14 protein-coding genes are annotated in these 12,737 nt (G+C 56.5%); 3 read left to right on the plus strand and 11 right to left on the minus strand.

Annotation, left to right across the window (positions count from 1 at the left end; all coding sequences use genetic code 11):
- Positions 1–90: 90 nt before the first annotated feature.
- Positions 91–1,641, plus strand: a complete 1,551-nt coding sequence (gene mltF, locus AC4ICF_RS17330; protein WP_116343300.1) for a membrane-bound lytic murein transglycosylase MltF — start codon at positions 91–93, stop codon at positions 1,639–1,641.
- Here mltF and tadA read toward each other — a convergent pair.
- From tadA to murQ, 4 genes are read right to left on the minus strand one after another with little or no spacing between them, the layout of a single operon-like run.
- Positions 1,529–2,068, minus strand: a complete 540-nt coding sequence (tadA, locus tag AC4ICF_RS17335; protein ID WP_116343302.1) for a tRNA adenosine(34) deaminase TadA — start codon at positions 2,066–2,068, stop codon at positions 1,529–1,531. The two genes, mltF and tadA, sit on opposite strands and share 113 nt — an antisense overlap.
- Before the next feature lie 24 nt (positions 2,069–2,092).
- Positions 2,093–2,728, minus strand: a complete 636-nt coding sequence (gene yfhb / locus AC4ICF_RS17340; protein ID WP_116343304.1) for a phosphatidylglycerophosphatase C — start codon at positions 2,726–2,728, stop codon at positions 2,093–2,095.
- Positions 2,729–2,731: 3 nt separating this feature from the next.
- On the minus strand, positions 2,732–4,093 hold the full coding sequence (locus AC4ICF_RS17345; RefSeq protein ID WP_163330595.1) for a PTS transporter subunit EIIC: 1,362 nt from the start codon (positions 4,091–4,093) through the stop codon (positions 2,732–2,734).
- A gap of 11 nt (positions 4,094–4,104) precedes the next feature.
- Positions 4,105–4,998 (minus strand): N-acetylmuramic acid 6-phosphate etherase, encoded by an 894-nt coding sequence (gene murQ, locus AC4ICF_RS17350; protein ID WP_116343308.1) that lies wholly within the window; start codon positions 4,996–4,998, stop codon positions 4,105–4,107.
- A gap of 117 nt (positions 4,999–5,115) precedes the next feature.
- On the opposite strand from murQ, the gene AC4ICF_RS17355 reads away from it, so the two are divergent.
- Together AC4ICF_RS17355 and AC4ICF_RS17360 are read left to right on the plus strand one after the other, a co-directional pair.
- Complete coding sequence (locus AC4ICF_RS17355; RefSeq protein ID WP_316380675.1) at positions 5,116–5,964, plus strand: MurR/RpiR family transcriptional regulator; 849 nt, start codon at positions 5,116–5,118, stop codon at positions 5,962–5,964.
- 46 nt (positions 5,965–6,010) lie between these two features.
- Complete coding sequence (locus tag AC4ICF_RS17360; RefSeq protein WP_316380676.1) at positions 6,011–6,271, plus strand: YfhL family 4Fe-4S dicluster ferredoxin; 261 nt, start codon at positions 6,011–6,013, stop codon at positions 6,269–6,271.
- Here the strand turns inward: AC4ICF_RS17360 and acpS are convergent.
- The 7 genes from acpS to lepA all read right to left on the minus strand — a co-directional run bounded on the left by acpS (position 6,268) and on the right by lepA (position 12,733).
- Positions 6,268–6,648 carry a holo-ACP synthase gene (gene acpS, locus AC4ICF_RS17365; protein WP_163330599.1) on the minus strand — a complete coding sequence of 127 codons (381 nt, stop codon included), beginning with the start codon at positions 6,646–6,648 and terminating at the stop codon, positions 6,268–6,270. The two genes, AC4ICF_RS17360 and acpS, sit on opposite strands and share 4 nt — an antisense overlap.
- Complete coding sequence (gene pdxJ, locus AC4ICF_RS17370; RefSeq protein WP_116343315.1) at positions 6,648–7,379, minus strand: pyridoxine 5'-phosphate synthase; 732 nt, start codon at positions 7,377–7,379, stop codon at positions 6,648–6,650. Before pdxJ ends, acpS begins: the two co-directional genes overlap by 1 nt.
- Positions 7,380–7,412: 33 nt before the next feature.
- The gene (gene recO, locus AC4ICF_RS17375; RefSeq protein WP_116343316.1) at positions 7,413–8,120 is read right to left on the minus strand and encodes a DNA repair protein RecO; all 708 of its coding nucleotides are present in this window, start codon (positions 8,118–8,120) and stop codon (positions 7,413–7,415) included.
- 17 nt (positions 8,121–8,137) lie between these two features.
- Complete coding sequence (gene era / locus AC4ICF_RS17380; RefSeq protein WP_025757643.1) at positions 8,138–9,043, minus strand: GTPase Era; 906 nt, start codon at positions 9,041–9,043, stop codon at positions 8,138–8,140.
- Positions 9,040–9,720 carry a ribonuclease III gene (gene rnc, locus AC4ICF_RS17385; RefSeq protein ID WP_003860711.1) on the minus strand — a complete coding sequence of 227 codons (681 nt, stop codon included), beginning with the start codon at positions 9,718–9,720 and terminating at the stop codon, positions 9,040–9,042. Before rnc ends, era begins: the two co-directional genes overlap by 4 nt.
- Before the next feature lie 222 nt (positions 9,721–9,942).
- Positions 9,943–10,917, minus strand: a complete 975-nt coding sequence (gene lepB / locus AC4ICF_RS17390) for a signal peptidase I (RefSeq protein ID WP_116343320.1) — start codon at positions 10,915–10,917, stop codon at positions 9,943–9,945.
- 16 nt (positions 10,918–10,933) lie between these two features.
- Complete coding sequence (gene lepA, locus AC4ICF_RS17395; protein WP_014884847.1) at positions 10,934–12,733, minus strand: translation elongation factor 4; 1,800 nt, start codon at positions 12,731–12,733, stop codon at positions 10,934–10,936.
- Between the last annotated feature and the right edge of the window lie 4 nt (positions 12,734–12,737).

Here is a 12,737-nt window from a genome sequence, read left to right on the forward strand (position 1 = left end):
TACGCAAAATGCCGCTCATTCAATGGCAAACCTTATTGTTAACATGGCTACAGCAGACTGAGGCATCCGGCGTCGCAGAGAATTAACTAATTGAAAAAATTAAAGATTAATTATCTGCTCATCGGCATTGTAACGTTGCTGCTGGCAGTGGCCCTCTGGCCTTCCATCCCCTGGTTCGGCAAAGCCGAAAACCGTATCGCCGCCATTCAGGAGCGGGGGGAACTGCGCGTCAGTACCCTCAACTCTCCGCTGATTTACAGCGACATTAACGGCAAAATTATTGGTCTGGATTATGAGCTGGCGCAGCAGTTCGCCGATTATCTGGGCGTGAAGCTTAAAATTACCGTTCGTCAGAACATCAACCAGCTGTTTGACGACCTCGATAACGACGATGCCGATATCCTTGCCGCCGGTCTGGTCTATAACAGCGAGCGCAGCAAGAACTACCAGCCAGGCCCGACCTACTACTCCGTTTCCCAGCAGCTGGTCTATCGCGTCGGGAGCCTGCGCCCGCGTACGCTTGCCTCGATCAACGCGCAACAGCTGGCGATTGCGCCCGGCCATGTGGTGATTGACGATCTGCGCGAGCTTAAGGAGAAGAAATACCCCGATCTGAGCTGGACGGTCGATCCCAAACTCGGTACGACGGCGCTGCTGGAGCAGGTCAAAGATCAGAAACTGCCCTACACTATTGCCGATTCGGTGGCGATCAGCCTTTTCCAGCGGGTGCATCCAGAAATCGCCGTGGCGCTGGACGTGACGGACGAACAGCCCGTTACCTGGTTTACCCATCTGGATGACGATCAGACCCTCTCTGCGGCCATGCTTGATTTCTACAACACCATTAATGAAGACGGCACGCTGGCGCGCCTTGAGGAGAAGTACCTCGGCCACGGGGATGACTTCGATTACGTTGATACCCGCAGCTTCCTGCGCGCGGTAGACAGCGTCCTGCCGGACCTTCAGCCGTTATTTGAAAAATACGCCCAGGAAATTGACTGGAAACTGCTGGCGGCGATCTCGTACCAGGAGTCCCACTGGGACACCCAGGCGACTTCCCCCACGGGCGTGCGTGGGTTAATGATGTTAACCAAAAATACCGCGCTGAGCCTGGGCGTGAATGATCGTACCGATGCGGAACAGAGCATCAGCGGCGGGGCGCGCTACCTGCAGGATATGATGGCTAAAGTGCCGGAAACGGTGCCGGAAGAAGAGCGGATCTGGTTCGCACTGGCGGCCTACAACATGGGCTATGCGCACATGCTTGACGCGCGGGCTCTGACGGCGAAAACGAAGGGGAACCCGGACAGCTGGTCAGACGTCAAACAGCGCCTGCCGCTGCTGAGCCAGAAGCCATGGTATAACAAGCTGACGTATGGCTACGCGCGCGGACATGAAGCCTACGCCTACGTGGAAAATATTCGTAAGTATCAGATTAGCCTGGTCGGCTATCTGCTGGAGAAAGAGAAAGAGGCAACAGAGGCAAAACAGCTGGCGGAAAGTTATCCGGTTGTGGCGCCGGGCGAGCTTAATCATCCGACAGCTTCAATTCTGCCTTTTGTTGCTTTTTCTGCTGACGGCGCATTCGAAAGAAATCGCTTAATAGCCCCGAACACTCTGGTGCAAGTACCCCACCGATAGTCTGCACCTGGTGGTTCATCCCCGGGTGCCCCAGCACGTCCATCAGCGAACCGGCCGCACCGGTTTTTTCATCCCGCGCACCAAACACCAGCGTCCCGATCCGGCTGTGGACCATCGCACCGGAACACATCACGCACGGTTCCAGGGTGACGTACAGGGTGGTATCAAGCAGGCGATAGTTTTGCAGCACCAGCCCGCCCTGACGAAGCGCCATGATTTCGGCGTGCGCGGTAGGATCGTGGCGGCCAATAGGACGATTCCACCCTTCGCCAATCACCTGGTTGTTATGAACCAACACCGCGCCCACGGGCACTTCGCCCTCGTCCCAGGCACGTTGAGCCAACGTCAGCGCGTGGCGCATCCAGTATTCATGATTGTATTCAGGGTTGGACAAGGGTTGATACTCCAGTCGAAAAGCGGGCGGCATTATACACAGCCCTTATAGATAAGACTATTCGAGTTGCTGAAGTTCGCCGAGGGGAGTCACGCGCCAGCGGTGCTGGCAAAAGTAGAGCAGCGGGTTGTCCTGTTTGCTGTCGCTGTAGCCGCTGTACAGCCGCAGCGGCGTGCCGATACGTTTTTCCAGCTGGACCACTTTTTCATGCCCCAGGCAGCGCATCGTCAGCACCCAGCCGCCGTAGCCGCGGGAAATTTGCGTGGCGATAAGATTTACGCGCGGCAGCCAGGGCGTATCAAAGTAGACCCGCTCCACCAGCGTCTGCGGCGAGCCGGTAATCAACCAGATGTCGGCATCGTTGGCATCAAGATAGCTGGTGAGGCGCGCCTGCACCACGGGAAACGCGGCAACGTGGCCGCGAAACCAGTCAGCGAAATCCTGTTCGAGCTGTTTGAGCCGCGCTTCACTGTGACCGAAGGTGCATCCCCAGAGCAGCAGGCTCATTGGCCAGCGCGCCGCCCGGCCTTTTACCAACAGCGCAATGCCAATCACGGGTAAGAGCGGTAAGACGAGCAGCGCGTTCAGAGGCTGACGCCGCAGCAGGTAGCGCATAAACGTACCAAACATATCCTGCTGATGCAGCGTTCCATCCAGGTCGAAAAAGACAACGCGACGCTCGTGATTGGCCAAACCTTATTCCTCTGGGTCGTTGAATCCTAACAGCCAGGTAAACAGGAACCCGGCGATCACCGCTACTAAATAGCCTAACAGATAGAGCATCACTTTTCCGGTCACGATGGTTAACGCCAGCGGTAAACCGGAAAGACCAAAGGTGATAACGGTGGCGACTTTCCAGTAGCTGATGAGCGCCCCGCCCACCGCGCCGCCCAGACAGGCGGCGAGGAACGGTTTACCCAGCGGCAGCGTGACGCCGAATATCAACGGCTCGCCGATACCGAGCAGCCCGACCGGCAACGCCCCTTTAATCACTTTTTTCAGGCGCGCATTGCGGGTTTTCATCAGGACGGCAATCGCTGCCCCCACCTGCCCGACGCCCGCCATCGAGAGAATAGGCAGCAGCGCGTTATAACCGTGCGCCTGCACCAGCTCGACGTGAATAGGTACCAGCCCCTGGTGCAGGCCGGTCAGCACCAGCGGCAGGAAGGTGCCTGACAGCACCGCGCCCACTAACAGGCCGCCGCGGTCAATAGCCAGTGACGCGCCGTGGGCGATGGCATCAGAGATCCACCCACCTAGCGGCTGAAGGACCACAATCGCGACGCTACCGGTAATTAAGGTGGTCAGCAGCGGGTTGAGGATAAGCTCAATCGAGCCGGGCAGAACCGTACGTAGCTTTTTCTCGATCCAGCACATCAGAATAACCACCAGCAGCACGGCAATTACCCCGCCGCGACCAGGCTGGAGTGCCTCGCCAAACAGCGTGATTTGCGCCAGCTGCGGGCTGGACAAGATCCCCGCCATTACGCCACCCATGGCCAGCGAGCCGCCAAACACTTTGGCGGTATTGACCCCGACCAGAATGTTCATGATGGCAAACACCGCGCTGCCAAAGATTGCGAGAATACCCAGCAGGTTCGGATACTGCGTGGCAAAGTCCCCGACGATATCCGGCCGCTTGAGGATGTTGATGATCCCGGTGATCAGGCCAGAGGCAATAAACGCGGGGATCAGCGGGATAAAGACGTTTGCCAGCTGTCGCAGCGCGTCGCTCATAGGGGCTTTATATTTCGCCTTCGCCTGCGCTTTGGTGCGTTCAGCATCGTCAACCGTCACGCTCGCTTCGCCGCCCATCAGCGCACGCATGGCATCGACGACCTGCGCCGCCTTGCCCGGCCCGACGATCAGCTGGTGCTGCTGCCCCTGTTTCACATAGCCACTGACGCCGGATAGCTTCTTCAGACCCGGCACGTCAAGCTGGTCGTCGTTATGCACCTCGACACGCACGCGCGTCATGCAGTTTTCCAGACGCTGAATATTTTTTTCTCCGCCGATCCCCTGCAGGATATCGCTGGCGAGCGCTGCTGTTTTGTCCATACACGCCTCTGCTAGTTTTCTAATGCCGCCCGTAAGAAGCCGTTATGCGCATCAAGCCTGGCTCGCGCGGCCGCCGCATCCAGCCCGCTTAAGATCATCAGAATGGCGGGTTTAACATCGTGATCGGTCTGTTTGAGTACCGCTTCTGCCTCTTCACGGCCTGCGCCTGTCGCCTCCATCACCATGCGGCAGGCTCTATCCACCAGCTTGACGTTGGTGGCCTGCATATCCACCATCAGGTTTTGGTAGACCTTGCCAAATTTCACCATCGCGCCGGTGGAGATCATATTGAGCACCAGCTTTTGCGCGGTCCCGGATTTCAGGCGCGTGGAGCCGGTGAGCGCTTCCGGCCCAACGACCGGAGAGATAGCGATAGCGGCCACCTGCGCAATCGGGGAGCCGGGATTGCAGGAGATGGCGACCGTCGTGCAGCCGGTCCGGTTGGCGTATTCCAGGCCACCAATGACGTACGGCGTGCGCCCGGATGCCGCCAGGCCGACCACCAGATCGTTCGCCGTCAGGTTCAGATCCTTCAGGTCATCCTCGCCCAGCTGTTTGTTATCTTCCGCACCTTCAACAGCTTTCAGCAGCGCGCCGGGGCCCCCCGCAATCAGGCCAACGACCAGGCCGTGCGGAACGCCAAAGGTGGGCGGACATTCCGAGGCATCCAGCACGCCAAGACGCCCGCTGGTGCCGGCGCCCATATAGATAATGCGACCGCCGGCCTTAAGGGCCGCCGCCGCCGCATCGACCGCTTTCGCTACCTCAGGCAATGTCTCTTTCACTGCCTGCGCGACCAGCGTATCCTGTTGATTAAAGCGGTTAACCAGCTCCAGGGTGGAGAGCGCATCCAGATCCATGGTTTGCGGGTTACGCGTTTCAGAAACAAGTGAGCCAAGATTCATTTTTGTACCTCAAGAATTTTTAATTCATAATAATCTCACTATAATGGAATATAAAATTCATTCAGGCGAGCAAAATTCGTATTTGCGCAGACAATCACATTTCCGCCGGGAGTACCTATGAACTGTTTAATTCGCATTCGCCAGCGCTACGCCGGCTTTGCTCAAAGCGACAAAAAGCTGGCGGACTTTCTGCTTTCTCAACCTGACCGCGCCCGTCATCTCAGCTCGCAGCAGCTGGCAAGCGAAGCCGGGGTGAGTCAGTCAAGCGTGGTGAAGTTTGCCCAGAAGATTGGCTTTAAAGGCTTCCCTGCCCTTAAGCTTGCGATCAGCGAAGCGCTGGTGAGTAACCCAAACCCGCAGTCCATGCCGGTGCATAACCAGATCCGCGGCGATGATCCCATGCGTCTGGTCGGGGAAAAGCTGATCAAAGAGAACGTGGCGGCGATGCACGCCACGCTGGATGTGAATACCGAAGAGAAGTTACTGGAAAGCGTGGCGATGCTGCGCGCGGCGCGGCGTATTATTTTGACCGGTATTGGCGCGTCCGGTCTGGTGGCGCGTAATTTTGGCTGGAAGCTGACTAAAATCGGTTTTAACGCTATTGTCGAGCAGGATATGCATGCCCTGCTGGCGACCGTACAGGCAATGGATCCTGACGATCTGCTGCTGGCCATCTCCTATTCCGGCGAGCGCCGCGAGATCAATATGGCCACCGACGAATCCCTGCGCGTCGGCGGTAAAATTCTGGCCATTACCGGATTCACCCCAAATTCGCTGCAGCAGCGGGCAACGCGCTGTTTATATACTATTGCCGAAGAGCAAGCCACGCGCAGCGCGGCTATCTCGTCCACCAGCGCGCAAATGATGCTGACGGACCTGCTGTTTATGGCGCTGGTACAGCAGGATCTGGAGCGCGCGCCCGAGCGTATTCGTCACAGCGAAGAACTGGTAAAGAAACTGGTTTGACGCGTATAATGCCCGCCCAGTTTGTGTTGTTTCTGAGAATTTCCTGATGGCGCTGTTAATTACCAAAAAATGCATCAATTGCGATATGTGCGAACCGGAATGCCCGAACCGGGCGATTTCGATGGGCGACAGCATTTACGAGATTAACAGCGACCGCTGCACGGAATGCATCGGCCACTATGAAACGCCGACCTGCCAGAAGGTGTGCCCGATCCCCAACACTATCCTGAAGGATCCGGCACACGTTGAGAGCGAAGAACAGCTGTGGGATAAATTTGTCCTGCTGCATCACGCGGACAAAATTTAGCTTTCGATAATCACCGTCGCGCTGGCATAGTGGCGTTCATCCGCGATCGTCACGTGCATGTGATTCACGCCCAGCTTCTCAGCCAGCTTTTCAGCCTCGCCCCATAACCGCAGGCGCGGTTTGCCCAGCTCATCGTTAAATACTTCGAACTGGTTAAACGCCAGGCCGTTACGAATGCCGGTCCCGAAGGCTTTGGCCGCAGCCTCTTTTACCGCAAAGCGCTTTGCCAGAAAACGCACCGGCTGCTGGTGCGCTTCCCAGATGGCCCATTCGTTATCGCTCAGCACGCGTCTTGCGAGGCGATCGCCGCTCCGGGCGATCACCGCTTCTATGCGGGCTATTTCGACGATATCGGTGCCTAAGCCCAGAATGGCCATTACTGACGCGCTTCCAGCATCAGGCGTTTCATCTCAGAAACCGCCTCTTTCAGGCCGCTCATCACCGCGCGGCCAATAATGGCGTGGCCGATGTTCAGCTCGTGCATTTCCGGCAGGGCGGCAATGGCCTTCACGTTATGGTAGGTCAGGCCGTGACCGGCATTAACCTTCAATCCCAGGCTTGCGGCGTAGGTGGCCGCTTTGGCGATACGCTCCAGCTCTTTGGCCTGCTCGGCATCATTTTTGGCATCGGCATAGCAGCCGGTGTGGATTTCGATATACGGCGCGCCCACGTCGGCCGCCGCTTTAATCTGGGCGAAATCGGCGTCGATAAACAGAGAAACCAGGATACCGGCATCCGCCAGGCGTTTACAGGCATCGCGCATTTTGTCCTGCTGCCCCGCCACGTCCAGCCCGCCTTCGGTGGTCACTTCCTGGCGTTTTTCCGGCACCAGACAGCAGAAGTGCGGTTTGGTCTCGCAGGCAATCGCCAGCATCTCTTCGGTGACCGCCATCTCCAGATTCATGCGGGTGTCCAGCGTCTGGCGAAGAATGCGCACGTCGCGGTCGGTAATGTGGCGACGGTCTTCACGCAGGTGCACGGTAATACCGTCGGCGCCAGCCTGTTCAGCGATAAACGCCGCCTGAACCGGATCGGGATACGCCGTGCCGCGCGCATTACGCAGCGTGGCGATGTGGTCGATGTTGACGCCTAACAGTAATTCAGCCATGACAATCCTCGGTTTTCTTTTCGATTCTGTGGTCTAACGTTTCGGCATAAACTGCCTGAATAATTCGCGGCTCTTTAAGGGCTTGCCGCCAAGATACGGCTTGAGGGCAATCCGGGTAAAGCGTTTTGCTGCGCGCAGGGTATCCCGATCGGGAAACTCACGCTCATATAGCGCCCGCAGCTGGCGCCCGGTAAAGGTACTGTTGTCTATCACGACGCTGGCGATGAATCCTTTTTCTTCCCGATAGCGGTAGGTCATCTCGTCTTCAACCTCGTCTCCGCTTCCCGCGCAGTGCAGAAAATCAACCCCGTAACCCAGGTGCCCCAGCAGCGCCAGTTCAAAACGACGCAGGGCGGGCTCGGGCGTGCCGGTCGCACCAGCCAGGGCCTGGATACAGTGCAGATAATCAAAGAAAAGTTCAGAGAAGCGAGTCTCATGTTCAAGAACCCGTGAGATAAGTTCGTTGACGTACAGACCGCTGTACAGGGTGATACCAGAAAGAGGAAGCGCCAGGGAGACGGCTTCGGCACTGCGCAGGGTTTTGACTTCCCCTCGCCCACCAAAGCGGACCAGCAGCGGCGTGAAGGGCTGTAGAGCACCCTTCAGGTTAGAACGTTTGGAACGTGCGCCTTTCGCAACAAGGCGCACGCGACCGGACTCTTCCGTGAAGACGTCCAGCATCAGGCTGGTTTCGCTCCAGGGACGACTATGCAGAACGAAGGCGCGCTGCCAACCTTCCATATACTCGCCGTCTTTGTTTACTGGTCTTCGCCGTAACCGAGGCTGCGCAGAGCACGCTCATCATCGGCCCAGCCAGATTTCACCTTCACCCACAGCTCCAGGTGAACCGGTGCTTCGAACATCTCCTGCATGTCTTTGCGAGCTTCGATACCGATGGTTTTGATCTTGGCGCCTTTGTTGCCGATCACCATCTTCTTCTGCCCTTCACGCTCAACGAGGATCAGGCCGTTGATGTCGTAGCCACCGCGCTCGTTGCTCTGGAAACGCTCGATCTCCACCGTCACAGAGTACGGCAGTTCAGCGCCCAGGAAACGCATCAGCTTTTCACGGATGATTTCAGACGCCATAAAGCGCTGAGAGCGATCGGTGATGTAGTCTTCCGGGAAGTGATGAATCGCTTCCGGCAGATGCTTGCGCACAATGCCCGCGATGGTATCCACGTTAAGGCCGGTCTCAGCAGACAGCGGGACGATATCCAGGAAATTCATCTGGCTACCCAGCCACTGCAGATGCGGCAGCAGATCGGCTTTTTCCTGCACGTTGTCAACTTTGTTGACCGCGAGGATGACCGGCGTTTTACCGTCACGCAGCTTGTTCAGCACCATCTCGTCGTCCGGCGTCCAGCGGGTGCCTTCCACAACGAAAATCACCAGCTCTACGTCGCCGATGGAGCTGCTCGCCGCCTTGTTCATCAGGCGGTTGATGGCGCGCTTCTCTTCCATGTGCAGGCCCGGGGTATCGACGTAGATCGCCTGATACGCGCCTTCAGTATGGATGCCGACGATGCGGTGACGCGTGGTCTGCGCCTTACGCGAGGTGATAGAAATCTTCTGCCCGAGCAGATTATTCAGCAGGGTGGATTTACCAACGTTCGGACGTCCGACGATGGCAATAAATCCGCAATAGGTTTTGTCGATGCTCATTCCAGCTCCAGCATTTTTAACGCCTGTTCGGCGGCAGCCTGTTCAGCCTTACGGCGGCTTGAACCTGTGCCCACCACCGGTTCACTCAGGCCACTGACCTGGCAATGGATGGTAAATTCCTGATCGTGCGCTTCGCCACGGACCTGCACCACCAGATAGGATGGCAGCGGCAGATGACGACCCTGCAGATATTCCTGCAGGCGCGTTTTAGGATCTTTTTGTTTATCGCCCGGGCTGATTTCGTCCAGACGGGTCTGATACCAGTTAAGGATCAGCTTTTCTACGGTTTGGATATCGCTGTCCAGGAACACGCCACCAATTAATGCTTCGACCGTATCGGCAAGAATAGATTCACGACGGAAGCCGCCGCTTTTCAGTTCACCCGGCCCAAGACGCAGACATTCGCCCAGTTCAAATTCGCGCGCGATTTCCGCAAGGGTATTACCCCGAACCAGCGTGGCACGCATGCGGCTCATATCACCTTCGTCCACGCGCGGGAAACGATGATAAAGCGCATTCGCAATCACGAAACTTAAAATAGAGTCACCCAGAAACTCGAGACGCTCATTATGTTTGCTGCTGGCACTGCGGTGGGTTAATGCCTGTTGCAACAACTCCTGATGATGAAAAGTGTAGCCCAGCTTCCGTTGAAGCCGATTAATTACGATGGGGTTCATGCGATACCAATAAATGAATGCGTCAAAAATGCAGCACACGAAACCGACCTGAGAAAACCAACGCGGTTTCGTGTGCCGTGGCACCCTTGCAGGGCCAACCTTAAACTTCGGGGGAATATTCTATACACAACGACAGGGGATGTCGTTAGTTCAAAGAGATTTATCGAGGAAATAATTCACGTAGCCGCGAAATAACGCGGCTACGTGTTCTTTTCCTGAGAATTAATGGATTCCGCCAATACGATTCAGGCGTACGCCGGTCGGCCATTCGCCTTCCTGCTTCTCAAAACTCATCCAGATCGCAGTTGCTTTACCCACCAGATTCGCTTCCGGCACAAAGCCCCAGTAACGGCTGTCCGCGGAGTTATCGCGGTTATCACCCATCATGAAGTAGTGTCCCGGCGGTACGATCCAGCTGGCCAGCTGCTGACCCGGCTGTTTGTAATACATCCCCACCTGATCCTGCGCGATTGGCACGGTCAGAATGCGGTGCGTCACGTCACCCAGCGTCTCTTTACGCTCGACCAGGCGGATACCGTTCTCTTTGGTTTCGCCTTTCGGCACCTGGAAGAACCCGCTGGTCGCCTCACCGCCGTTACGACGGGCAAAGGTCTGCACAAAATCACTTGGCTCGACGTTGGAGTAGGTGATTGGCAGCGCGTTTTCACAGGCGGTACCGGAGCTGCAGCCCGGCTGAACGGTGACTTCCTTCGCAACCGGATCGTAGGTCACCTTATCACCCGGCAGGCCTACCGCACGCTTGATGTAGTCCAGACGCGGATCTTCCGGATATTTAAACACCACAATGTCGCCACGTTTTGGATGACCGGTTTCAATCAACGTTTTCTGGTAGATAGGATCTTTAATGCCGTAGGCAAATTTCTCCACCAGAATAAAATCACCAATCAGCAGCGTTGGCATCATTGAACCTGATGGGATCTGGAACGGCTCGTAAATAAACGAACGTACCACCAGCACAATCGCCAGCACCGGGAATACCGACGCGCCCGTTTCCAGCCAGCCCGGTTTCGGGCCAACTTTCTTGAGGGTTTTCGCATCCAGCTGGTCGCCAGTAGCCGCCTGCGCGGCAGCCTGACGTTCACGGCGTTTTGGGGCGAAGATAAACTTATCCAGACACCACAGCAGACCTGTCACCAGCGTAGCGATGACCAGGATCAGGGCAAACATGTTCGCCATGCCAACTCCTTAAAGGTTATTTGCCGTCTTTACCAACATGAAGAATGGCAAGGAATGCTTCCTGCGGCAGCTCAACGTTACCGACCTGCTTCATACGCTTCTTACCTTCTTTCTGCTTCTGCAGCAGCTTTTTCTTACGGCTGACGTCACCGCCGTAGCACTTCGCCAGAACGTTTTTACGCAGCTGTTTCACTGTAGAACGCGCGATGATGTGGTTGCCAATCGCTGCCTGAATCGCAATGTCGAACTGCTGACGCGGGATTAAATCTTTCATCTTCTCTACCAGCTCGCGGCCACGGTACGGCGCATTGTCGTTGTGGGTGATCAGCGCCAGCGCGTCCACACGCTCGCCGTTGATCAGCACGTCTACGCGGACCATGTTGGAGGCCTGGAAACGTTTGAAGTTGTAATCCAGTGACGCATAGCCACGGGAGGTAGACTTCAGACGGTCGAAGAAGTCGAGTACCACTTCCGCCATCGGGATTTCATAGGTCAGCGCCACCTGGTTACCGTGATAAACCATGTTGGTCTGCACGCCACGCTTCTCAATACAGAGCGTGATAACGTTGCCCAGGAACTCCTGCGGCAGCAGCATGTGACACTCTGCGATAGGCTCGCGCAGCTCGTGAATATTGTTCAGCGGCGGCAGCTTAGACGGGCTGTCGACGTAGATCACTTCTTTCGAGGTGGTTTCCACTTCGTAGACTACGGTCGGTGCGGTAGTGATCAGATCCAGATCGTATTCACGCTCCAGACGTTCCTGAATGATCTCCATGTGCAGCAGGCCGAGGAAGCCGCAGCGGAAGCCGAAGCCCAGCGCCGTTGAGCTTTCTGGCTCGTAGAACAGGGAGGCATCGTTCAGGCTCAGTTTGCCAAGCGCATCACGGAAGTTTTCGTAGTCGTCAGAGCTGACCGGGAACAGGCCCGCGTAAACCTGCGGTTTCACCTTTTTAAAGCCTGGCAGCGCTTTGTCTGCCGGGTTACGCGCGCCGGTCAGGGTATCGCCCACTGGCGCGCCGAGGATGTCTTTAATGGCGCAGACCAGCCAACCTACCTCGCCGCATTTAAGTTCGGTACGGTCAACCTGTTTTGGCGTAAAGATACCCAGACGGTCTGCGTTGTAGACCTGCCCGGTACTCATGACCTTGATTTTGTCGCCTTTACGCATGGTGCCATTTTTAATACGCACCAGTGAAACAACGCCCAGGTAGTTATCGAACCAGGAGTCGATGATCAGCGCCTGCAGCGGACCATCCGGGTCACCTTCAGGTGCCGGAATATCACGTACCAGGCGTTCCAGCACGTCGGTCACGCCCACACCGGTTTTGGCAGAGCAGCGGACGGCGTCGGTCGCGTCAATGCCGACAATGTCTTCAATCTCTTCTGCGACGCGCTCAGGATCGGCGGCTGGCAGGTCGATCTTATTCAGAACCGGCACAACCTCGAGATCCATCTCCATCGCGGTATAGCAGTTTGCCAGGGTCTGGGCTTCAACGCCCTGCCCGGCATCGACAACCAGCAGCGCGCCTTCACAGGCCGCCAGCGAGCGTGATACTTCATAGGAGAAGTCAACGTGGCCTGGGGTGTCGATAAAGTTCAGTTGATAGGTTTCACCATCAGCCGCTTTGTAATCCAGCGTAACGCTTTGTGCCTTAATGGTGATACCGCGTTCGCGTTCCAGGTCCATGGAGTCCAGAACCTGGGCTTCCATTTCACGATCAGACAGGCCACCGCAAATCTGGATAATACGGTCAGACAGCGTCGACTTACCGTGGTCAATGTGAGCAATGATCGAAAAGTTACGTATGTTCTTCATATAG

This window comes from Enterobacter sp. ECC_219_Taxon_10, from assembly GCF_058354905.1.

Excerpts from the sequence above, each read along its gene's own strand:
- era (WP_025757643.1), bottom strand. The coding sequence starts at position 9,043 with ATGAGCATCGACAAAACCTATTGCGGATTTATTGCCATCGTCGGACGT.
- AC4ICF_RS17355 (WP_316380675.1), top strand. The coding sequence starts at position 5,116 with ATGAACTGTTTAATTCGCATTCGCCAGCGCTACGCCGGCTTTGCTCAA.
- lepB (WP_116343320.1), bottom strand. The coding sequence starts at position 10,917 with ATGGCGAACATGTTTGCCCTGATCCTGGTCATCGCTACGCTGGTGACA.
- AC4ICF_RS17360 (WP_316380676.1), top strand. The coding sequence starts at position 6,011 with ATGGCGCTGTTAATTACCAAAAAATGCATCAATTGCGATATGTGCGAA.
- lepA (WP_014884847.1), bottom strand. The coding sequence starts at position 12,733 with ATGAAGAACATACGTAACTTTTCGATCATTGCTCACATTGACCACGGT.
- acpS (WP_163330599.1), bottom strand. The coding sequence starts at position 6,648 with ATGGCCATTCTGGGCTTAGGCACCGATATCGTCGAAATAGCCCGCATA.
- pdxJ (WP_116343315.1), bottom strand. The coding sequence starts at position 7,379 with ATGGCTGAATTACTGTTAGGCGTCAACATCGACCACATCGCCACGCTG.
- rnc (WP_003860711.1), bottom strand. The coding sequence starts at position 9,720 with ATGAACCCCATCGTAATTAATCGGCTTCAACGGAAGCTGGGCTACACT.
- tadA (WP_116343302.1), bottom strand. The coding sequence starts at position 2,068 with ATGCCGCCCGCTTTTCGACTGGAGTATCAACCCTTGTCCAACCCTGAA.
- murQ (WP_116343308.1), bottom strand. The coding sequence starts at position 4,998 with ATGAATCTTGGCTCACTTGTTTCTGAAACGCGTAACCCGCAAACCATG.
- recO (WP_116343316.1), bottom strand. The coding sequence starts at position 8,120 with ATGGAAGGTTGGCAGCGCGCCTTCGTTCTGCATAGTCGTCCCTGGAGC.
- AC4ICF_RS17345 (WP_163330595.1), bottom strand. The coding sequence starts at position 4,093 with ATGGACAAAACAGCAGCGCTCGCCAGCGATATCCTGCAGGGGATCGGC.